This window comes from Ruegeria sp. BHSA163 (genome assembly GCF_059613365.1).
The window spans coordinates 1-21,026 of the sequence record NZ_JBXWSJ010000048.1 but is presented as its reverse complement, the minus strand read 5'-3'; the positions used below and the strand labels follow the sequence as shown (position 1 = coordinate 21,026).

At 50.9% G+C, this 21,026-nt stretch carries 18 protein-coding genes, 1 tRNA gene and 1 pseudogene; 11 read left to right on the top strand and 9 right to left on the bottom strand.

Annotated features, from left to right (window positions below; translation table 11 throughout):
• Nucleotides 1-89: 89 nt before the first annotated feature.
• The 8 genes from AC2FNV_RS18530 to AC2FNV_RS18495 all read right to left on the bottom strand — a co-directional run bounded on the left by AC2FNV_RS18530 (nucleotide 90) and on the right by AC2FNV_RS18495 (nucleotide 7,437).
• Nucleotides 90-827 carry an SDR family oxidoreductase gene (locus tag AC2FNV_RS18530; RefSeq protein ID WP_496774097.1) on the bottom strand — a complete coding sequence of 246 codons (738 nt, stop codon included), beginning with the start codon at nucleotides 825-827 and terminating at the stop codon, nucleotides 90-92.
• A complete protein-coding gene (locus AC2FNV_RS18525; protein WP_170605356.1) occupies nucleotides 824-2,149 on the bottom strand; it encodes an FAD-binding oxidoreductase in 1,326 nt (441 codons plus the stop codon). The genes AC2FNV_RS18530 and AC2FNV_RS18525 overlap by 4 nt, the downstream gene beginning before the upstream one ends.
• Nucleotides 2,146-2,571, bottom strand: a complete 426-nt coding sequence (locus AC2FNV_RS18520) for a GtrA family protein (protein WP_170605358.1) — start codon at nucleotides 2,569-2,571, stop codon at nucleotides 2,146-2,148. The genes AC2FNV_RS18525 and AC2FNV_RS18520 overlap by 4 nt, the downstream gene beginning before the upstream one ends.
• Complete coding sequence (locus tag AC2FNV_RS18515) at nucleotides 2,568-4,031, bottom strand: UbiA family prenyltransferase (RefSeq protein ID WP_367648134.1); 1,464 nt, start codon at nucleotides 4,029-4,031, stop codon at nucleotides 2,568-2,570. Before AC2FNV_RS18515 ends, AC2FNV_RS18520 begins: the two co-directional genes overlap by 4 nt.
• A gap of 3 nt (nucleotides 4,032-4,034) precedes the next feature.
• Complete coding sequence (gene galE, locus AC2FNV_RS18510) at nucleotides 4,035-5,054, bottom strand: UDP-glucose 4-epimerase GalE (RefSeq protein ID WP_170605361.1); 1,020 nt, start codon at nucleotides 5,052-5,054, stop codon at nucleotides 4,035-4,037.
• Nucleotides 5,051-5,935: a glycosyltransferase family 2 protein gene (locus tag AC2FNV_RS18505; protein ID WP_170605363.1), complete on the bottom strand. Its 885-nt coding sequence runs from the start codon at nucleotides 5,933-5,935 to the stop codon at nucleotides 5,051-5,053. The genes galE and AC2FNV_RS18505 overlap by 4 nt, the downstream gene beginning before the upstream one ends.
• Before the next feature lie 2 nt (nucleotides 5,936-5,937).
• On the bottom strand, nucleotides 5,938-6,744 hold the full coding sequence (locus AC2FNV_RS18500; RefSeq protein ID WP_170605365.1) for a WecB/TagA/CpsF family glycosyltransferase: 807 nt from the start codon (nucleotides 6,742-6,744) through the stop codon (nucleotides 5,938-5,940).
• A gap of 480 nt (nucleotides 6,745-7,224) precedes the next feature.
• Nucleotides 7,225-7,437, bottom strand: coding sequence for a hypothetical protein (locus AC2FNV_RS18495; protein WP_170605367.1), 213 nt, complete (start codon nucleotides 7,435-7,437; stop codon nucleotides 7,225-7,227).
• Nucleotides 7,438-7,742: 305 nt separating this feature from the next.
• Here AC2FNV_RS18495 and AC2FNV_RS18490 point away from each other — a divergent pair, with 305 nt between their 5' ends.
• From AC2FNV_RS18490 to AC2FNV_RS18475, 4 genes are all read left to right on the top strand, one after another.
• Complete coding sequence (locus AC2FNV_RS18490; protein ID WP_170479734.1) at nucleotides 7,743-8,339, top strand: polysaccharide biosynthesis/export family protein; 597 nt, start codon at nucleotides 7,743-7,745, stop codon at nucleotides 8,337-8,339.
• 132 nt (nucleotides 8,340-8,471) lie between these two features.
• Nucleotides 8,472-9,767: a porin gene (locus tag AC2FNV_RS18485; protein WP_170610573.1), complete on the top strand. Its 1,296-nt coding sequence runs from the start codon at nucleotides 8,472-8,474 to the stop codon at nucleotides 9,765-9,767.
• 109 nt (nucleotides 9,768-9,876) lie between these two features.
• Nucleotides 9,877-11,058, top strand: coding sequence for a dTDP-4-amino-4,6-dideoxygalactose transaminase (gene rffA / locus AC2FNV_RS18480; RefSeq protein WP_170605370.1), 1,182 nt, complete (start codon nucleotides 9,877-9,879; stop codon nucleotides 11,056-11,058).
• Nucleotides 11,059-11,321: 263 nt separating this feature from the next.
• A complete protein-coding gene (locus AC2FNV_RS18475) occupies nucleotides 11,322-12,443 on the top strand; it encodes a glycosyltransferase (RefSeq protein ID WP_170605372.1) in 1,122 nt (373 codons plus the stop codon).
• Between the two features lie 44 nt (nucleotides 12,444-12,487).
• Here AC2FNV_RS18475 and AC2FNV_RS18470 read toward each other — a convergent pair.
• Nucleotides 12,488-12,572: transfer RNA gene (locus AC2FNV_RS18470), tRNA-Leu, on the bottom strand.
• Between the two features lie 708 nt (nucleotides 12,573-13,280).
• Here AC2FNV_RS18470 and AC2FNV_RS18465 point away from each other — a divergent pair.
• From AC2FNV_RS18465 to AC2FNV_RS18435, 7 genes and pseudogenes are all read left to right on the top strand, one after another.
• Nucleotides 13,281-13,697: a hypothetical protein gene (locus AC2FNV_RS18465; RefSeq protein ID WP_170605374.1), complete on the top strand. Its 417-nt coding sequence runs from the start codon at nucleotides 13,281-13,283 to the stop codon at nucleotides 13,695-13,697.
• Between the two features lie 2 nt (nucleotides 13,698-13,699).
• Nucleotides 13,700-15,712, top strand: a complete 2,013-nt coding sequence (locus AC2FNV_RS18460; RefSeq protein WP_170605376.1) for a dynamin family protein — start codon at nucleotides 13,700-13,702, stop codon at nucleotides 15,710-15,712.
• A gap of 8 nt (nucleotides 15,713-15,720) precedes the next feature.
• Entirely contained in the window at nucleotides 15,721-17,352 is a 1,632-nt protein-coding gene (locus AC2FNV_RS18455) for a dynamin family protein (protein WP_170605378.1), read from the top strand.
• 54 nt (nucleotides 17,353-17,406) lie between these two features.
• Nucleotides 17,407-17,808 (top strand): hypothetical protein, encoded by a 402-nt coding sequence (locus AC2FNV_RS18450; RefSeq protein ID WP_170605380.1) that lies wholly within the window; start codon nucleotides 17,407-17,409, stop codon nucleotides 17,806-17,808.
• 24 nt (nucleotides 17,809-17,832) lie between these two features.
• Complete coding sequence (locus AC2FNV_RS18445; RefSeq protein ID WP_170605382.1) at nucleotides 17,833-18,693, top strand: hypothetical protein; 861 nt, start codon at nucleotides 17,833-17,835, stop codon at nucleotides 18,691-18,693.
• Between the two features lie 68 nt (nucleotides 18,694-18,761).
• A complete protein-coding gene (locus AC2FNV_RS18440; RefSeq protein WP_496774090.1) occupies nucleotides 18,762-20,801 on the top strand; it encodes a dynamin family protein in 2,040 nt (679 codons plus the stop codon).
• Nucleotides 20,798-21,026 (top strand): annotated as a pseudogene (locus tag AC2FNV_RS18435) (dynamin family protein); the annotation flags it as partial. The gene AC2FNV_RS18440 and the pseudogene AC2FNV_RS18435, both read left to right, overlap by 4 nt.

Sequence of the window (21,026 nt, the reverse complement as noted above, 5' to 3'; positions counted from 1 at the left end):
TGAGAATTGGCCTCAGAAAAAGGCTGTGCGTGTGGGTTCAGGACCAACAATTCCCTGAAACTGTTGGCTCGCAGATAGACATATGCAGATCAAATCCGCATCCTTTTGAATATGGCCTCGGGGATCGCCTTTATCACGAACATTACAATGGCCCAAATCGGCTTGACGTAAACAATATTCTTTTTTTTACGTACGGCCCGCTCGATCGCATCAGCTACTTCGGAAGGTTGCGCGGTCAGTTTTTCAGGTAAATCCAATTCTTGGGTCATCTTGGTGTCGACAAAACCTGGTAATACAGTAACAACGTGAACACCTTTCTTTGCCATCCGGTTACGCAACCCGGACAGAAATGCCGTGAACCCGGCTTTGGCTGATCCGTAGATATAGTTAGTGGCCCGACCCCTTTCTCCTGCGACCGAACTGATACCAACCAGAGCGCCGGAGCCACGTCGCTCAAATCGGTTCGCTAACGCGCCCAAAATGTTGGCGGGGCCTTCAAAGTTGGACCGCATGACCAGAACAGCCGCGTTCGCGTCTTGCTCATCGTTTTCTTGCTGCCCGAGCAGTCCAACGACGCATACTACGATTTCTGGCGATGCAGGCAACGTTTCCACGAAACCATCGTGACTATCCAGATCAACGACGTCGAATTCATGCAAAGTCACGGAAACTTGGTGCCGGATCTCCAGATCAGTTTTTGCTTTTTCAAGATCCTGAGCATTTCGCGCGGCCAACTGGATTGGATGTCCCAACGCGGCATAAGTATGGGCAACCGCCATCCCAATATCTGATCGGGCACCGAGGATTAGCACTGGTCCTTCGCTCACAGCATCAGCCTTTCAGATTGCATCGAGGAAAACTGTTTGTTGACGCCGGTCCGTTCCCGCATGGCAGAAAAATTTGCGACCCGAACTTCGTCCATGTCCTTAAGATCCTGGGCTGCGAGACAGCTATCTTTCGCCAAATAAACCCGACCGGCATAGTCTGCTGTCATCTGACCAAGTTTACTTACTAACGCGATCGATTTTTCGGACACCGGGAAGTCCAACGCCAGAGTGTATCCTTCCATCGGAAAGGAGAATCGACTTTCCTGTGCCCCGAACCGTTTCAGCACTGCAAGAAAGGAGCCTTGTCCAGCTTCGGAAATCTCAGTCAACATGTCGTTCAGACCTGTTCTGGCGTGATCCAAGGGTATGACACACTGGAATTGTGCCAAGCCTTTGCGCCCGTATATCCTGTTCCAGTTCTGAATTGAATCCAGCGGATAGAAGTAGCTGTTCCAATTGACGTAACTGGTCCTATCGCTTCGAGAGCCGCTCCAGTAGTAAAGTGCATTGAATGCTCGCACCGAATATCGATTCAAACAGAATCCCGGAAGGTTAAAAGGAACGTTTAGCTTTTGCTTGGCAACAGTCGGGTAGGGCGTCGCGCGACACTTTTCAGGAATTTCCGAGTGCGATGCATGCTCGCCCAGCATAACCAGCGAGCGGCCCATATTCTCGCCTTTGCTCAAGCAGTCTATCCACGCAACCGAATAAGTCGCGTCCAGAGCTTCTTCGAACAAGTCAATCGCGGCGTCCAGATTTGGCGCAGCATGCGTTGTTTGTCTTATCCATCCAGTTTCGACTGGGCGCAGCCGACAGGCGACCCTGATGATTACTCCCGTCAGACCCATCCCACCAATGGTCCACTCGAACAATTCAGAGTTTTCTGTGCGCGAGCACCTCGTTACTTCGCCATCAATTCCGACGACATCCAGCCAATCGACAAAACTGCCAAATGAACCATCGATGTGGTGATTTTTTCCATGTACGTCGGCGGCTACCATACCGCCCAATGTTACAAAACGCGTGCCGGGGGTCACTGCAGGAAACCATCCCTGCGGCAGAAAGGCGGAAATTACGTCAGACAATAGCACGCCCGCTTCGGCAATGAGTTGGCCGGTTTCAGGATCAAACCCCAGCATGTGATTAAAGCTGCGCATGTCGATTGTATTGGTTCGGCTTAGCGCGCTGTCGCCATAAGCGCGACCGTTTCCGCGGGCAATTGCGCTAGACGCCAATACCGCGTCTTTCAATGCTGCTTTGTCCCGTGGTTTTTGCACATTGCAATCTTCCACGGGGTGATTGCCCCAGCCAGAAAGTTTCATCTAGCTTCTCCGATTGTCAGTGCGGAGTCCGTGAATACAAAGCGACGATCGAGGTTGAACTTCACGATGTAGCCGACTGTCAGTCCTATTACCGCACCCAACTCTCGCATGAGATCTGTACGCCAGATCAACCAGAACCCCGCTTCCGTACCCCAGAAGATTGCTGTCGTCAGAATTCCCATCGCTGTATAGGCTGAAAATTTGCGACTGTGGTCAATAACCCCTTGGCCAAGATCGTAGAATATCCAGCGTTTATCGAGGATGTATTTAAGGACGAGACCAACCCCAGTGCCAACCAACAGCGCAGGGATCAACGCGTCGTCACTGATTATGGCGAACACCACGCGCTGAGCTCCAAGATTTGCCACAGTCGCCAGTACTGCAAACAGCGAATAGCGCAGTAAGAGAGTTCGAAACGTCACAGCACGGTTCCCCCGAACGCGAGCACCGCGACAAAGACAAAGCAGAGTTGGCTTGTCCTGTCTCGCGCCGCAAACACGATGGGATCATCATGCATGTGGCCCCGGTGGGTAATCATGATGATGCGGCTGATCCAGTACAACAGGATCGGACAAATTCCCCACAAGACGATTGGTTGTGCGTAAAGCTCAACCACACTGGGTGAGTTCAGATAAAGGGCTAAAACCAGCACTGCAAGATAACCTGCCGCGATCGCCATCTGAGTCATCAACGGCAGATCGTCGACTTGGTAGCCACGTCCAGTTGCCCCGAGCTTGCCGCGCGCGGCACTGTCAACAAGTTCCGCCTGCCTTTTGACTGCGGCAAGCGAGAAGAATAGAAAAATAGAGAACGCCAACAGCCAGACGGACAATACGATTTGTGTCGCGACGGCCCCGGCGATTATCCTTAGGGTATAAAGCCCTGCGAGTGTACAAACATCTACAATGAGTTTCCGTTTGAGCGAAATAGAATACGCTGTGGTAATGCTGAAATACACAAGCATGACAGCAAAAAAGGCCCATCCTGTAAACGCAGCGACCAAATATCCTCCAAACAGCAGCCCGATGGCCATCCAAATCCCGTGAGAAACGGGAATGCTGCCTGACGCAAAGGGTCTGTTACGTTTTCTTGGGTGCGCGCGATCAGCTTTCAGGTCCAGTAGATCGTTGACCACATAAACACTGGAGGCAATCAGGCAAAAAGAGATAAAGGCTAGAAGGCTGTGTACCAAAACGCCCGTCGCGAAACTATGCGCTGCGATCATAGGCAGGAACACCAGTATGTTTTTTAACCACTGATGAGGGCGCAGCGCCTTAAGATAGGAATTTGGCGAAACCCCATTGGTGGTTAAATGTTCCGCTTCGCAATCCAATTTGTCGACGCCACGGCGCACGGATTGCGGTGCGTTGACCGTAACCGCTTTCTTGGCCTTTGCCCAGATTTTCAAATCTGCCCGGCTGTCTCCCAAATAAGTATAGCTGTGATCGCCATATTGCTGTTCCAGAAATTGGGCCTTTTTATCGCCTTTCAGGTTTACATCCCCGTTCGATCCATGAACCTCGTCAAAAAGGCCCAAATGATCCGCGATCTGATCCGCGATCCTTTGATTCGAAGCGGTAACAAGTGCCGTCCGGCGTCCTGCATCCCGCCAAGACCTGATGTAGTCGACGACGGCCTGATTATAGGGCAACGCGTTTGCATCCACCTTAGCGGTTCTTTGTAGGCTTGCTTTCAATGCCGCTCGCCCCCGAACAAGCGCCGCTGGGGCTGTAAATATTGTGCGCCAGTCTTGAGCCAACGAGGACCAGAAGGTTTCATGCAGCATATCGGACGCAATAAGGGTCCCGTCCAGATCGACAACCAGGACTGGGTCGGCGACTTGCATCGCCTGTTCGTCTGTCAAGGTAGCCTGATCTGCCACCTGCTAAGCCTCCTTAATAAACTGCCAATTGCCCGCGCACATGTCATCCAAGCCAAGCTGCGCTTCGAACCCCAGCAATTTTCTAGCCAAATCTGTCGCGGCGCAGGATACTGCCGGGTCGCCAGGGCGGCGGTTTGTTATTTCATAAGGAATATGTTGGCCAGACGCGCGTTCATAGGCTTTGACGACGTCAAGAACACTGTAGCCTGTACCTGTCCCCAGATTGACACAGTGGTTGCCTCTACCTGCAAATAGCGCGTCCAGTGAAAGAACATGACCGTGCGCCAAATCCTGGACATGGATATAGTCACGAACACCGGTTCCATCCGCAGTTGGATAGTCACCACCATAAACAGTGAGCGATGGGATTAGTCCTAACGCTACTCGGGCGATGACTGGTACCAGGTTGGTCGGCGGTTGACTGGGGTCTTCACCGATCAGTCCTGATGGATGCGCGCCTACGGGATTGAAATACCGAAGAATGCCGACCTGCAAATCTTGGTCTGCCGCAGACAGGCTGGTCAAAAACTCTTCACCGACCAGCTTTGTCTGCGCGTATACGCTTTGCGGGGAAGGACGCGAATCTTCGCGTATGGGCATTTCCGCAGGTTCGCCATAAATCGCAGCGCTGGAAGAAAACACCATTTTTTCAACGCCGGTCGCCTTCATGGCTGAAGCGATGTTGAAAAGTCCTCCGCAGTTGGTTTCGTAATAACCCAGCGGATCAGCCTGACCTTCCGGTACGCTTTTCAGAGCTGCAAAGTGAACCACGGCATCAAAACGTTCTGAATCGAAGACCTGGGAGACGTCCTTTTCAGAACGAATATCGCAATCGTAAACTGTGGTAGGAGCGTTTACAATCTGAGCCAACCGATCCGGCACATCACGGCGCGCATTCGCAAAGTTGTCGAGAATGGCGACCGAATAACCGGCCCTAACCAGTGCGACATAGGTATGCGAACCAATAAAGCCGGCACCACCGGTCAACAATATTCGCCGAGTCTGTATTAGATGTTGTGTCATCTCCCACGAACCCATTCTGACGACCCTGGTCGCAGGCGGACCAGTGTTTGAATTGTCGCATAAACCAAAAATCCGATCGGGACCTGAACCATCAGGTGAAGCAAGTTGGATAGAGATATTTTTTGCGCGTTTTCATTTCTTATAAGTTCTGGGTAGAGACGACGGATTTCCGCAACGCCAGCATCCTGCCGACGCCGAACCCTGACCAGATTACGCATCCCTTCGACCATGGGCCAGTGATATCGAGCAGCAACTTCAATGCGTTCTTCTGGAGCAAAGTTCAACCTTACGAAGGTGTCGTCTGATATGACAGCTGGGAATTGTGCCCACCTTTTACGTCCTGCGGCATTGGCCGAGAATAATCCAGCTCCGACGGCGCCGTTCTGCACGAATGGTAATCGCACCCAAAATTCGGCATAACGTTTCGTTATCCACGTGCTCGGTGGCACCACCTGTATTGTTCCCGTCGCGTATATAGGATGTTGTTGGCTTAACGCCGCACGCAATTGACCGAGCATTTCAGGGTCACATCGTACGTCTGCGTCCAAGTAAATACGGTTATTCCCAATTGCCGCGTCGTCGCCCTGATTAAAGGCATTTGGCTTTCCCGCGCGGGAGATTTTGAGCAGGACAAGACGCCAATTGCGTTCTTCAAATGCAGTTTTCATTGAAAAAACGACGTCTTCAGTGCGATCCGTACATGCATTTGCCGCAACTATGACCTCAACGAGCCCAGCTGAGTTATCCTGTTCCAATAACGCCTCCAAGCAATCCGCGATGTAGTCCTCTTCGTTATGGGCGGCGATTATGACGCTGAGAAAATCATGTTGGACAGTGTCAGTTTGAATATTTCCAGACAATATGTGGCATTCTGTCGTCATGATTAATTTCCGGAAAGCGGATCATGGTACAGTCCCATCTTTTGTTTAAGCAACGCCCATAGAACCGGCGGATCGTCCACAAGATAGCGCCGCCAGCGTTGACGCGGCTCTTTCATAAGACGGTAAAACCACTCCAAACCCATTTTTGTGACCCATGGGGCAGGCCGAGGAAGCGTTCCCGCCTCATAGTCAATTGTTCCGCCTAACGGCAGAAATAACCGAACGTTTGGCATCCGATCTCTGTAGTTGATAATGAACTTTTCCTGACGTCCACCACCTAATCCAACCAGCAAGACCGTCGCGCCCGATGCGTTGATGCAATCGATAATCCGGTCGACCTCCTCTGGGTCTTGCTCATAATCGAAAGCCGGAGCATCGGTGCCCACAATGATTTTTCTTCCTGTCTTTGCGTTGATTTTATCAGCTGCGATTTCGGCAACGCCTGGTTTGCCGCCGCATAAAAAAACGGTGACGTCGGGATTGTCTTTATGGTGCATGTAAAACTTTGGGAAGTAATCTGATCCGGACACCCGCTCGCGAACCGGTGTGCCCATAAGGCGCAAAGCGAAGTATAAAATCTGGCTGTCGCAAGTAACTACATCGAACTTTTTGAAAACGTGTAGAAAATCCGTATCTCGCTGCAGCTTCGCTACCATGTCGGTATGAAGCGTAAGAATCGTGCCCTGTGTAAAGTTGGAAACCAAGTCGGTCATGTCCACGTCGTGGACGTAAATATTCAGCAGATCAACACGGGGAAGTGCGGGATTTTCAGCTGAGTTTGCAACGTTTGGTACACCGGAAATCATCATTTCGCATCTCCGGGCAGAGTTCCAAAGTTTACCTTGCAAGGGCGAGAGCGAGCCTGTGGGTCGTTCCATGGAAACGTCACCGCATGAATATTTGCGTCTGCCGCCAACTTAGTGGCAAAAATTCCGATAGTTTTGGTCTCCATCATCACAGGGTTCATATTACCATTTAACCTAAAACTACATCACTGGAGCACGGGCGTCTGCAAAGCGGAACACTCAGAGCGTCAAATCTGTCAAACTACTAGCTTGTCCCGTTAACTTGGAATCTGGAAAACCGATAATCCACCTTTTGTCTACACATCAAGGCATGGATGGCAAAAGCTAATTTGACACACAGCTTAACCCCAACTGTTCCTGCGATCGGAACGTGAACATTTTAGTTTAAGTGTCGGTATTGTCCGGATTTCAGCAACAGTGGGGATTTTTACTATTACGGAGGAATTTCGCGTGTCCATGTGAAGGACCGCGACGCTGCCGGGATTAGGTGTCAGTTCTAGCCAGAGGAGCAGAAACGTCTGAGCAGGAATTCTTTGGCGAGCGATACGCGATGATCAAAGCACAAGCCAGCATGCCAGCAGCGCCTATCGCTGCATAAATTAAAAGGGCTATCCAAATTGACGTACCCATAATCAAACCAATCCCAGCCGCGAGTGCACCAATTAGCATACCTGAAAGAACCAGCCCAGCTATCATCGAAACAACTCCACATTGCCTGTTTTGCAAAGCCGACCGCATCTACGGCCAAAAAAATTGAAACCTGAAAACAAGGCAAAATTATGCCCTAAGGTATGAACAAATTCTTAATTGCAAACCAAGTGTTGCGTTTTAGAACGGGAATTGAGAGAAAATTTTGTCGAAGACAATCAAAATGTAGCCTTAGAAAGCGAATCATGCGCAAAGTGGTGGGGTCGAGCAGATCAAGGTCTTTTTGCCCGAGGGTCATGTGACCGCGGTAATAATAAGGGCCATAGTATTTTCTTGGTACGGGAGTTTGGAATATGAAAGCCGTTTATGCACTGCTCGTTACACTTGTGCTGAGCGTGGTACTAGCTGCGCCAGCTATGGCTCAAAGCAGTTATAGAATTCAGCCTGGGGATGTTCTTAACATTGAAGTTCTGGAAGATGAAAGCCTCGAGCAAGAGGTGCTTGTACGACCCGACGGGCGTATAACCATGCCTTTGGCCGGGACACTTTCGGTCAGCGGGCGCAGCGTTGAGCAGGTTCGTAATGACCTGACTAATCTGCTGGCTCCGAATTTTGCTGCGCCGCCAAATGTTTTTGTCGCTCTTGGATCCGTCGCTGAACCCACAGACCCAGATCCGATCTTGGTTTACGCAGTCGGAGAAGCGGGGGAACCTGGACGCTACGAAGTGCCACCGGGCACCACGCTGCTCCAGTTCTTTGCGGAAATGGGCGGGTTCTCTCGCTTTGCGGCCACCAAACGCATTATTTTGCGTCGGGCCGACCGTTCAGGTAATGAGCGGGTATACAAGTTTAACTATGACGCCATTCTCGAAGGTGCTGGGCAAGGCGGCGCAACGAGACTGGTTGACGGTGACGTAATAGTAGTGCCTCAGCGCCGATTGTTTGAATGACCTGGAAGTGACCAACACGTGATACAGGCTCCCACCCATCGAACTATACGAATAGGTGCTGTTTTTGCCGCATCTACATTTGCAAGCATGAACTTCGCGCAGGAGGTGCCGCTAGAGCCAGGCGGACTGCAGATGCGTTTCGGAGTTGCCGAAAGACTGGAATATGGTCGAAACTTGGCCTTGGATGTTCCCGAAGAGGGGAACGGTTTTATAGCTTCGACAATTCTTTCCTTCGGTCTGTCAAGCGAGACCCGGACCCAAACTTTGGAATTGGACGTCGTGACAGGATTGCGCCTGCAAGACCTTCCAGACAACCCGGACACTTTTGATGTCGGGGACTCTCGGCTTGACTTTGGGTATACGCGCGATGCGGCTAATTCGGGTCTGGCACTTGATGCAGAATACTTAAGGTTTGATGTAGGATTTCTTCGATCGCTTACGGATTTCGAGGATGAAGATGGGTTCATTACGCTGCCAGCGGACTTTGCAAGCCTTACAGGCGAAGGGACACGTAGTGACTACTTGCTAGGATTTGCCTTCGACGGTGGGCGAGAAAATTTGATAGGTTACAATTTAGGTTTGTTTGCTTCTGGTATCAATTATTCGGAAACCGGAGACGACGAATTTGATGACAGCGATACAATCATTGGTGAAGCTGGTCTTACCTTTGCATTGTCTCCAGTGACCTCCACCAGCCTGACTTACACCAAAGAGAAATACGAAGAAGACGACATCGATCAGACTGACAGGGACACTGATACAATTGCATTTGGCGTATCCCACGAATCTTCTGACCGGACCCGTATTGACGCAACGATCGGGTACACTGACGTAACCGAAAGGCGAGAAGTATCGGGGGACCGGGACGAATCCGGTGTCGTCGGAAACCTAGGTGTTTTTCATGACGTCGCAAACGGAACGGTTTTTGGTGAATATGACTCCAGTCTTAATGCTACTGGCCGTTTGGATCGCCTGATCGTGGGACGCACGCTTCCCATTCCGGACGGAGATTTTGCCTTTAGTCTTGGCGCGGCACATCGACCAGATGGTTCTGTTGATCCAATAGGCGCATTGTTGTTCGATCGCGATTTTGGTCAAAACTTTTTGCGTATACGACTAAGCCGTGACATACTGTCGGATACTGATGACGAATATACGGTTACGAATGTCGTCGATTTGGGGTATCTCTGGCGTCTGACACCGGTTTCTCAATTCGGTTTGCGTGCGACCTACGCTATTACAGAAGCGACTGTGACTGAACCACGCACAGAATTGGGATTTTTCAGCGCGGTTTACAGCCATGAGCTTACGGATGATTGGCGTTTCAATGCTGGGTTCGATTACCGTGTGTCGGAAGACGACGCAGGACGCGCGACTAGTCCGCAAGTTTTCGCAGCCATTGGAAAGGAGTTTTTCTGGAGGCGATAGAGTGGAATGTCGAAATGTTGAGCCCATCTGGTTTTTGGTTGTGATGGGCTTCTAAGACCGCACCTACTAGCCGTGTGTTTTGGTGGTGGGGGAATAAGTGAGTAGTTGAATGCCGAAAGAATATGAGGAAGTACTAAATCAAGTTTCTGGCTTGAAGCCTTTTGATATTCCTTTCAATCGGCCCAAGCTAATCGGCAATGAGCGAAGCTACATTCAACAGGGACTAGAGGAAGGTTTCTTCGCTGGAAACGGTCGTTTTACGGTGGCATGTGAATCTCTACTGAAGGAAATGACCGGTTCTCCCAAGGTGCAGCTTGTTCATTCCTGTACCGCCGCGCTTGAAATGGCGGCCATCCTTTGCGATTTGGGTCCAGGCGATGAAGTTATCACGCCGTCTTTCACCTTCGTGTCGACGGCAAATGCAGTCGTTATGCGCGGGGCCACTCCCGTTTTTGTAGATATTTTACCAAACACTCTGAACATTGATCCGGATGCGGTTGCCAAAGCGGTGACGCCCAAAACAAAGGCGATTTTTGCAGTTCACTATGCTGGTGTGCCGGCGGAAATGGACGCGTTGGCAGAAATTGCGAAAGCCCATAACATAATCCTTGTCGAAGATGCTGCTCAAGCGTTGGGATCAAAGTATAACGGACGACCTGCTGGAAGCCTTGGCGATCTTGCCGCATTCAGCTTTCACGCCACAAAAAACGTAACGTCCGGGGAAGGCGGAGCGCTTGCAATTAACCGGGCTGATCTCGTGGAGCGTGCAGACGTTATTCGCGACAAAGGGACAAATAGATCCCAGTTTTTTGATGGGCTTGCAGAGAAGTATACTTGGGTTGATATAGGTTCATCGTACTCACCGTCTGAACTAACTGCCGCCATGTTGTTGGCACAGCTCGAGCAGATGGAGGCTGTGATTTCCGACAGGCTATCATCTGCAGCCCGCTATCAATCTGCGTTCACGGACTTGGCCGAGATGGGGCGTATTGATCTGTTGGTCAGACCTGTTCACTGTCAAGGAAATGGCCATTTGTTCTGTCTTTTGCTTCGCGATGAAGCAGAGCGCCGCAAGTTCATCGCTGATATGGACAATTTTGGCATTGGCACGCCGTTTCACTATGTCCCTCTGCATTCTTCGCCTGCAGGACGAAAATATGGGAAATGCTCAGGATCATTGACTGTTACGGAGCAGTTGGCTGAAAGGTTGGTACGTTTACCCTTGTATTATAACATGGGGGAAACGGTCGACCGTGTGATTAAGACTGCGCGAAATGCATTGATGAACTAGCAACGCGATTTGCGCGATTCACATGTTAAATCGCGACAGATAATATCAGCTTCCTGACGTTTGTGCTCATGTGCGAAGAGCAATTTTCAGTGCGCTAATTCCGGGTCTGCGTTAGAGATTTTTAGTTGATTGGAATCTGGCAACGATACTTGAACCTTGCTACGAATAACGCGTCAGCAGAGTAATACACGATGTCAGAGTCCAATGAGCTTGTCCTTTTCCCTAGTCTGAAAGCGCAACGTTTGCCGAATGGCAAATTAGTGATGACCCAAAAGTACATGGAGGGAGCAGGGCGGTTTGTTGACAAATGGCCAGGTCCGGTGACCGTTATGGTCGAACTCGATGATCGTCCTACCGAAGATATGGACCGTGTAGAAGCAAGGCCAGAACTGTTCGGCTTCGAAATTGAAGAGCGCCCCAAATCCGAGGATGAGTTTGCCAATCGACTGAAACACTCGGCTATCGGCCTTGGCTTTCTTGCAGGCAACAACATCATGATAGCCAAGGCATGCAACAAGGTCGGAATGCCGCTTGTATGCACAAGCGAATATTCACCAAGGACAGAACGTCAGATTGTTGCGGCCGAATTGCCGCAAGACCATATGCGCCGTGCCCGTCGATTGCTTTGGCTACATGCCGAGGAAAAGCGGCGCCAAAAGCTATTGCCTATGCTGGCGGGACTGCAATGCAGCGGCACGCCCACATACGACTTGTATCGCCATCTTGTACCGAGTGCTCTCTTGTTCTTTGACAATAGAGTTTATGAGAAAGACATCCTTCCGACTGATCAGGTAAAAAGCCGGTTCAACGACTTGTTGTCGGGGCGGCCTTTGAAGTTGGTTTTCGGAGGCCGGCTTTCCACAATGAAAGGCGTATCAGAGCTTCCCAAGATCGCCAGAGAGCTACGCGACCGACGCATTCCCTTCGAGATGACAATTGTCGGTACCGGGCCACTTGAATCCGCGCTAAAAGACGCAGCCTCGTTCTTTGGATTGAATAATTTCGTAAAATTGCTTCCGCCTATGGACTTTCGTAATGGTTGGATCCCTTTCCTGCGTGACAATGCCGACCTATTTGTGTGTCCGCACGTTCAAGGTGACCCGTCCAGTACTTACTCAGAAGTCATGTCATGCGGGGTTCCAATAGTCGGTTATGCCAACGAAGCTTTTGAAGGTGTGTTGAAAAACTCGGGCGGAGGTTGGGCATCACCGTTGCGACGTCCTGCTAAACTTGCCGAGTTGATTGGCGCCCTTGATAAAAATAGAGAAGAAATTCTGAAAAAAGCTCAGGCGGCAGTTTCGTTCGCATCTGAGCACGCATTTGAAAAGACATTTGAGCGACGGGCAGAACATCTTCGTTCACTGGGCCGGTTCAGAAGTTCATAGCCAGCAGCAACAAATACAAGTCTTTTGTTGACTTCGTTGGAGTTTGGTGCGGGTGGAGGGACTTGAACCCCCACGCCTTGCGGCGCCAGAACCTAAATCTGGTGCGTCTACCAATTTCGCCACACCCGCTTTCTGATGCCCTGCACCAGCATGGCGCGGTGAATAGCAAAGCTTACAAGCGAGCGCGAGTGGTAAAATTGACGAACCCAAAAAATTTTTCACGATGGAGACAAAGATCGAAGTTCTTGCCGCCGCTAGGAAGTTAGTGTCCTTTGAAAACCTGATTGTCCAAAGTTTTGAGTCACCTTCAGAACACCTTGAGAAATTCCTATTTGGAAGTTCACTCCGCTTATGAAACGCTCGCGACGTAAACAAACTGTTTCCAGGTTGGGAACTCCGATAGCTAATACTTGTACTACCCGTATAAATTGTTCTTGCTTAGTTAACCCAAGCCCCCGTTTTGATCGGATTGCACTGGCCCAGGCTGCCCAAGCAACCTTTCTGGACTGCAAACGTCACATGCGGTTTTCGTAAATTACTATAAAAAATAGACAGTTATAACATGATCTTGCGAATAGGGTTTCGACTCGTTCACGGGCCCCGTTGTACTTTTGAACGGTTTTGTACTGATGGTTTGCAAACCAAAACCCGCTTGGGTTGAAGCGCAAGTAAGAACCTCCTCCTCAATTGCGCCACAATTGAAACGTCAAAATATCCTAATCACGTCAAAATAACACCGTGGTAATCATAATTGATGAACGTCGGGATTTCATGAGTCCTTTTCGCCATCAGGCATCTTGTCAGTATCTGCTCATCTCCAGAACGAGGGCCTTAATAGTGACAGACCAGATAAATTCTGCTGCTTCCGAGCAAGACATCGTTGGGCTTGCCCGCAAAAGTTTCATTGGCGAGCTTAAAACCTTCAATTCCCAACACCCAGGAACGGGGTTTGGAATCTCGCTTAAAACACATTCGGGTAACCGCTATCTTCTGGCTAACGCTAGAATGCCGCTGCCTGAACACAGATCTCAAGACTTTCCAACCGGTCGCCGGGTCGCGCGTCTGGAGAACAGTGAGCATTTCCGCTCAATTGAAATCTTGGCTGACTCCTTTGCTTATGAATCGATCTCGCCACGTACCGAAGCGGCGATTTTGGGCAATGCTTTAGACCTAATCGCGCGGATCGATTCGTTGGCCAGTCGGTCGGCGAAAGGTTCGGGCAACCGCATAGCCGCAACTGGTACCGGAGGCTGACCATGGCGCGCAATGACCACCTTCTGTCTGTGGGAAACGAAGCCCTGTCACCGATGACAGATGCAATGTCCGCACTGACAACACAGATAGATCAACTGACTGAGGTGGCGGATGCGCGGTCCTCCGCACGCTTGGCGACGCTTAAGACGAAAATGGAAAATTTTACTGCCAGCGTGACGTTGGTAGGTCAAGTCAAGGCTGGAAAATCTTCGATAATCAACATTCTGGCGGGACGGCCGAACCTTCTACCGTCAGATGTGAATCCGTGGACTTCTGTTGTGACAACCCTGAACATTAATACACGTACCGAGGGGGACACCCGTTCCAAGTTCACGTTCTTTGAACAGGAAGAATGGGACAACCTTATGGTCGGCGGAGGCCGGTTAGGAGAACTTGCCAATCGCGCTGGCGCCGATGACGAGATGGATGATATTCGTCGTCAAGTCAATGAAATGAAGGCCAAATCAGAAGAACGACTTGGCAAGCATTTTGACCTGATTCTTGGTCAAAGCCACCAATATGACTATTTTGATGACGAATTAATTCAGCGGTATGTTTGTTTAGGTGACGAGGATGATCCGGACATCAACCCCAAGACGGGACGGTTTGCCGATGTAACGAAATCGGCAGAGCTTTTCATGGATATCCCGCAATATCCAATTTCGCTAAAGCTTTGCGATACGCCGGGTGTAAATGACACATTTATGGTGCGCGAACAGATTACGCTTCGCAGTCTGCGTGGTTCCGAAGTGTGCGTCGTCGTATTGGCAGCCAGCCAAGCGCTGACGACAATGGACATGGCGCTGATGAGGATCATTTCTCAGTTCGAAAACCGGCAGATAATCCTTTTTGTGAACCGTATTGACGAGTTGTCGGATCCCGTCACTCAGGTTCCTGAGATTCGCGACCGCATTCAGGACACTCTGAAACAGAATAATATCGACACTGAAACCAGCATTGTCTTTGGGAGCGCCCAGTGGGCCGAAGCTGCTTTGACGGGGAACCCCGACATTCTAACCGAAGAATCCCGTCAGGCTCTGAACACATTCTACCTCGCTGCAGGTTTTGGGGACCAGTCGGCGTCTTTGGACAAAATCTGGGCGCTCTCGGGCCTTCCGGACCTTTTGCTGGCAATGAATGAACGAATCGCCGAAGGAGCGGGGAGCCGACTATTGGATCGTGTGCGTCATCGGGCGCGTAACATTGCCAGCCAAATTCGGGCTACTACGGTGGCAAAGACGTTGTCGACCAACGACGGGGTGCTCCGAGATCTTGACGGAGTGTCCGCGGAAAAAGCTATTGTGACAGTTTCGGAAGAATATGAACGAAAGGTAAACGAACTTACTGCCAAGCTGCGGGACAAGGTCTTGGAGCGGCTGGCATCGGCCGAAGCGAATTTTGTCAAACGGGCAACAGACTCACTGATCGCTCATCTAGAGCAAAATGGTGAGGAGGGGACTTGGCAATATGATCCCGCGGGTCTTCGGACTTTGCAAAAAGCAGCATATTTTAGCTTTGGACGTTCCATGCGCAAGGAAGCGGGCGCTATTTATTCCTCGGCGGCTACAGATGTTGAATCTCTGTATCTCAAACTTTTGGGCAACCATCTGGGTGAATTCAACATCGAAGCCCCAATCGTCCCGCGTGTTCCGCCTCCCTTGGGCATTGGTCGAACCATCGCATTGGATTTGCAAAGTACGTGGTGGCGTCGGTGGTGGCAGAAACGTAAAGGGTTTGAAGCTTATGCCGCTGATTATACGCGTCTGATTTCGTCCGAGGCGAATTCCATCACAAAAGACATAGAGGAAAATCAGATCGCGGCGGTGCTAGAGAACGTTCGTGCGGGCATGGCGGATTTCTTGGCTGAACAAAAGGACACGCTCCTCAGTATTTCAAAGTCAGGTAATCGCGATCCTGCAGCACAAGCGGCGTTGAACTCCGGAACGCAGCCACAAAAGTCGCGTGACGACATCCTCGGCGACATCCTCAAAGACCTCAGTAACGAAGCAGCATAAGAAGAGTTATGGTAAAAAACACAGATCCCCGCTTCGTCTCTCCCATGGCATGGAACCGCATTGAGCAGTGGTCCCGTCGAAAGCCAGCTTTTGCGCTTATGGGAGAGTTCAGTGCCGGAAAGTCGACACTGATGAACTTTCTTTTGCGTGAGCAAGCCCTGCCAACGCAGGTGACAGCAACACAGCTGCCACCCGTATGGTTCAGTTGGGGAAGCAGTCCGGCCTATGTCAAACGGCACGACGGCAGCAAACAAAGTATCACTTTGGATGAACTTGAAACAATCGCTGTCAATGATGCACAATTCGTCCGGATATTCCTCAAGGCTGACATTTTGGAAGCCGTTGATCTGATCGACACGCCCGGCATCTCGGACCCTAAGATTTCAACGGATGTCTGGCAGCGAGCTGTTGGTCAGGCAAATGGCGTACTGTGGTGTACGCATTCCACTCAGGCTTGGCGTGAAACCGAGCGTGCGACTTGGGTATCGTTGCCGGAACGATTGCAGAATAATTCGTTGCTGTTGATTACACGTGCCGATGCCCTGAGTGCGAAAGACAGGCAAAAAGTACTGCGTCGTGTGAACCGCGAGGCGGGTCACCTTTTCAATCGCACAATACTGTTTTCGGCTCGTGATGCTATAACTGCGCGCGATAAGACGGGTGATGCCGAGTTGTGGTCGCGCAGCGGCGGTGGAAAAATGGTCGACAGCTTTTTGGAGATTACAGAACAGATAATGGATGGCCGTGCTGATCAACTGGCCCGGTATCAAATCGATAAATCGCAGTCTGGTCAAACCTTGGTTCACCCTGCAGAGGAAGCGGATTCAATACCCGAAGACTCGCAAGTCAAACTAGTTGAACTCAGCGGAGGCTTCAAAAGCGAGGATCGCAATGTAATCACTAACTTTCCGGTAAGGCCGGCTCGGGTAGAACGCCGAACCGAAGAGCCAGAGCGTTCTCGCATTGACCCCGATGAGGCTGAACGCATGCGTGCTGAAATGGTCAATGATGTAGAAGCGACCTCGAAAGAAGAGTTGCGGTCATACTTTCGCGAGACTACGGAAGATTCTCCGCATCTAAGTGGACTGACAAACCCTGATCTAGATGTAGATGAGTTTGAGTTTTCCGAGGGCGACGAAGTAAATGAAGAACCCGAACTGATCATTGTAAGTCAGGAAGAAGAAGATAGCCTGACTTCGGAAGTTGAATCCAAACCTGGGCCAGACATAGGACAGTCCGTTTCTTCGATCACGGCCCTGCTTGCAGAACAAACGAAAGGCGACGGGGAAGATTATGAACCCGAACCCGAAGGCAATGTTCTGACCGCGGCCGAAGTTGTATCTATTGAACCCGACACGCCGATGTCACGTGAAGACATGTCAGACCAAACGGACCCAACTTCCGAACATTTGCTTGCCGCTCGAGTTAGTGCGCCGCCTAGCGCCTTGTCGATGTGGCGCGAGATTGAGGAAAACGATCCTCTGCCTGACGACGCGAAAGGTCTGAAAAATGCCTTTACCGCGTTTCTGCGGGAATTCGATCAGATCGCATTGGAACACAACGCTCATGGGCAAAAAAATCCGCTGCGACCTGTTCGGAAATCGAATGACAACTCTGGCGCGGAGTGGCATGTGTTGTAGCGAAAATTGCGATTAATGGGTTTGAAGTAACCGATCGCAGGAACAGGCTGAGATATGTCAATCGAAAAGGTTTTAGCAGCTGCAATCGAAGCTGTACCCGGCTGCTTGGCAGCCGGTTATATCGATATGGAAACGGGGATGCTGTTAGGTACAAGTGCTATCGAACAGGACAATGCCAGTAGCTTAAAAAGTTCGGCTTTGGCTGCCACTAACCTGTTTCAGGGAAGCGGCATCGCAGCCTTTGAAAAGCTGTTGCGTTCGGACGAGGCAGATCAGACGATTATCTCGGTTTTTGGGGAAGTCGCGGTGTTCTCGGACGACCGGGTATTCATTTTTCTGCGAATGCAAGAGCTCTCGGACCATGTTATTTTTTTTATCTGTCAAGACCGCACCAATATCGAGCTGATGTTAGCCAAATCACATCTCAGCCTTGGACCAGTTGCCGCCGCAATTTAGGCGGGGCCCAAAGGGGATAATGACATGATGGACCCTGAAATTTTAGATCTACTAGAAGAGATTGGGCGAACCTCCACCGCTCGTCTGACCCCTGCAATCTGCCTTGCCGGCAAGAGGCCACAGGATAGGCGCTCCCAAGTTCTGAAGGCTATCAGGTGCACAATATTGCCTCGAAGACTGGATTTTGTTGCCGCAGATGGCACACGTTTGTCAATCGATGTCGGCAGTTCGCGCGTAACGAATATCCTTGAATGCGATACTGGCCCAAAGCCGGATTTTGAAATGGATACTCGGGCGTCATTGATTGAGCAATTGGCACGCCTGATATCTGATCTCGTATCTGCCCCTGGCCCACTGCAACTGGAGTCTCTGTGCCCTGATACTTCGCTCGCGGCAGATGATGTCGGTTTGACCTATTCTGAAGTTGCGACCGCTTGCGCCAACATAGACTTACCTGAAGAGCCACGCGTAACTCTGGTGCCAGATAACCCAATTGAAACAGAGTCCGTGCAAGACCCAAATTCTGACGATCTGCCTGCCGCGGCCAAGACGTTTTACGATGGTATGGACAGATTTGCGTTGGGGCGTTTTTTAATTTCAAGTGATGGCAGTGAGGTTTCACAGTTCGAGGGCTTGTGCGCACAGGATCAGCCCGCGCACCCAGATAAGGATGTCCTATCTGAAATCATTCGCGACCTCGTCGGATGGCAAACCGACAGCAGCACAGACCTGCCGCAAATGGTTGTTATGCGTCCTTCCGGCGGCCAGGGAACAGGCGTGGCGTTTGTAAGTGACGGCAAGAATACGACTGGGGCCTTACACGATGCTCGTAAGCTTGAGGCTGTTGTATCGATGTGGAAATCATCAAAGAACGCCGCCGAATAACCCCGATCCTGCCCAATAGTGTCCACTTTTTTAATCTAGGTTCGGAAGCGAGTTGTCAGGGTAAACTAATGAGTGAGCTGAGCCGCCGCGAACTAATTCGCATCGCCGAAGATATGAATGAAATAAGCAATGACGAGACCCGTCATTTCATTTCTCGTATTGTAGACGACCTTTCAAAGCTAAAGCCCTCAATTGCATTTGTCGGACAGATTAAGGCTGGCAAGTCGCGCCTAATTAACGGTTTTACCGGTCAAGCTGGATATCTTCCGTCTGATGTGAACCCTTGGACAACAGTGATCACCGATATGCATTTCGGCCACCCTTCTGGTCGCACTTCTGGGGCTGAGTTTCACTTCTTTGACAACCGTCAGTGGAAGGCTTTGATTGCCGAAGGTGAAGAACTGCGCAACATGTTCCCCGATGACGAGGACAGCTATAAGCGGGAGATGATCGAAGAACAGGTCGAGGCGATGAAAACACGCGCTCGGTTGCGCCTGGGCGAAAGCTATGAACAATTGCTGGGCCAACGTCACGACCTGGAGGAGCTGACATCAGAGGATTTGGCTCGTTACGTATGTGCGGGAGACGATCCAGCGGACGACGGAGAGCGCGACCCCGGATCGGATCGAGGCCTTTACAGCGACATAACCCGAAAAGCCGAAGTTTTTTTCGAAATTGGCCATTTCCCGTTTCCGGTCACAGTTACTGACACGCCCGGTGTAAATGACCCGCTATTAATCCGGGAAGAAATATCGCGCCAATATCTTAAAGAGTCTGATTTTTTTGTGGTGGTTCTGTCCGCCCATCAGGCCCTTTCGCGGGCAGACCTGAAGTTGTTTCGTCTCATGCAGGCGCTGGAGTTGGGGCAGATCGTTGTATTTATCAACCGGGTTGATGAACTAGGGGGCGGTGCCGAGGATGCTGACAAGGTCAAGGCTGATGTTGTGGAAGGTCTTGAAAATGCCCTTGGAAACTCTGAGATCGATGTGCTGGTGGGCAGTGCCCAATGGGCCCATTACGCTTTGACCGGTGATGAATCTGGCATTGACCATGACCAGGTTCTGGCTTGGCTGCGTACCCATCCGGAACAGATGAACCAGTATCTGTCTGGTGTGCAGGAGATCAAACAAGGCCCCGGACCCATCAGTCGCGAGGCCATTTTGCGTTACGCCGCGATGATTGCGTCCGGCTTGCCAGACTTGCGCCATCATGTAACACAAGCATTGGCCAACGGCCCGCGTAGTGAACAAATGCGAATGGCCTGGCAGCACCTTAATGGATTTGCACAGGGTGACTTGGAGCGTAGCACCGCAAGGTTACGGGCATTGGATGAGGAACGCGCGGATGATCCAAGCGCTATCGAAGGCAACAAGAAGCTAGCGGAATTGAAAACCCTCATTGCTGAAAAATCCGAATCCATAACCAAGGACATGGACAATGTTCTGGCCAATTTGCGTGGTGTAATGGACGACACCGTATCGGAGGCAGTGTCGACCGTTGTCCGTGGTTCTGATGGGAATTCCCCACTTCTAAGTCGCGATGGTGAAACCGAACTGAATTTTGGTCCGCTACGTGAAAGGATGCGGGAACTGGTGCAGGGTGCGACACAAGTCATACGCCAACGCATGCTGAGTGAGCTTTATGCCGTGGACATGCAAAGCAATTCAGCATTGCGTGCCCTTCCCGGGTGGAAGGAACCTGTGGACAATCGAATGAACACCAGCGCAGTAAGGTGGTTTCGCCCAGATACAACGGCTTTGACTCGTGGAATAACCGTTGAACTTCGAGTGACCTGGTTGTCGCGATTGATTTCAAGGCGCAGCGTTGTGAATAGGGCTGAACGAATGATCGTTCAGGAATTTGAGATGATCGGGGATGATCTGATCGATACTGCCCGCGGTGACCTGTTAGACCGTATGCAAACAGTAGTGGATCATTATTTGGCACTTTTGGCTGGGCACTTGGAGCACCGCGCCGGACCGAATGGAGGCAATGCCCGTGCCGAAGCGCAACAAGCTGTTGACCGTGCTCGACGTATAGTGGACGAACTGGGCTCGGTCCTTGGGCCCGACCGGTTCGAGGCTTTACACGCTGAGGCAGCAGAATGATTGAATTTCCCGGAACCGAGCAGGTAGTAAAAAAACTCGAAAGCTTTCTGACGGCAACCGAAAACACTCCATCCTCAATTGAATTGGATGAGCTACGCGAACGGGCTATTACGCATGCGCAGCGGTTGTCCAACACCGTGGCTATCGGTTTTGCCGGAGAGTTTGGTGCCGGAAAATCCAGTTTAGCCAATATGCTGGCAGGAGCTGACATTTTGCCCACCGGTC

Coding starts and splice junctions, on each gene's coding strand:
- AC2FNV_RS18445 (WP_170605382.1), top strand. CDS start 17,833: ATGATGGACCCTGAAATTTTAGATCTACTAGAAGAGATTGGGCGAACC.
- AC2FNV_RS18460 (WP_170605376.1), top strand. CDS start 13,700: ATGGCGCGCAATGACCACCTTCTGTCTGTGGGAAACGAAGCCCTGTCA.
- AC2FNV_RS18525 (WP_170605356.1), bottom strand. CDS start 2,149: ATGAAACTTTCTGGCTGGGGCAATCACCCCGTGGAAGATTGCAATGTG.
- AC2FNV_RS18485 (WP_170610573.1), top strand. CDS start 8,472: ATGCGTTTCGGAGTTGCCGAAAGACTGGAATATGGTCGAAACTTGGCC.
- AC2FNV_RS18505 (WP_170605363.1), bottom strand. CDS start 5,935: ATGACGACAGAATGCCACATATTGTCTGGAAATATTCAAACTGACACT.
- AC2FNV_RS18450 (WP_170605380.1), top strand. CDS start 17,407: ATGTCAATCGAAAAGGTTTTAGCAGCTGCAATCGAAGCTGTACCCGGC.
- AC2FNV_RS18495 (WP_170605367.1), bottom strand. CDS start 7,437: ATGATAGCTGGGCTGGTTCTTTCAGGTATGCTAATTGGTGCACTCGCG.
- AC2FNV_RS18440 (WP_496774090.1), top strand. CDS start 18,762: ATGAGTGAGCTGAGCCGCCGCGAACTAATTCGCATCGCCGAAGATATG.
- galE (WP_170605361.1), bottom strand. CDS start 5,054: ATGACACAACATCTAATACAGACTCGGCGAATATTGTTGACCGGTGGT.
- AC2FNV_RS18455 (WP_170605378.1), top strand. CDS start 15,721: ATGGTAAAAAACACAGATCCCCGCTTCGTCTCTCCCATGGCATGGAAC.
- AC2FNV_RS18475 (WP_170605372.1), top strand. CDS start 11,322: ATGACCCAAAAGTACATGGAGGGAGCAGGGCGGTTTGTTGACAAATGG.
- rffA (WP_170605370.1), top strand. CDS start 9,877: ATGCCGAAAGAATATGAGGAAGTACTAAATCAAGTTTCTGGCTTGAAG.
- AC2FNV_RS18500 (WP_170605365.1), bottom strand. CDS start 6,744: ATGATGATTTCCGGTGTACCAAACGTTGCAAACTCAGCTGAAAATCCC.
- AC2FNV_RS18490 (WP_170479734.1), top strand. CDS start 7,743: ATGAAAGCCGTTTATGCACTGCTCGTTACACTTGTGCTGAGCGTGGTA.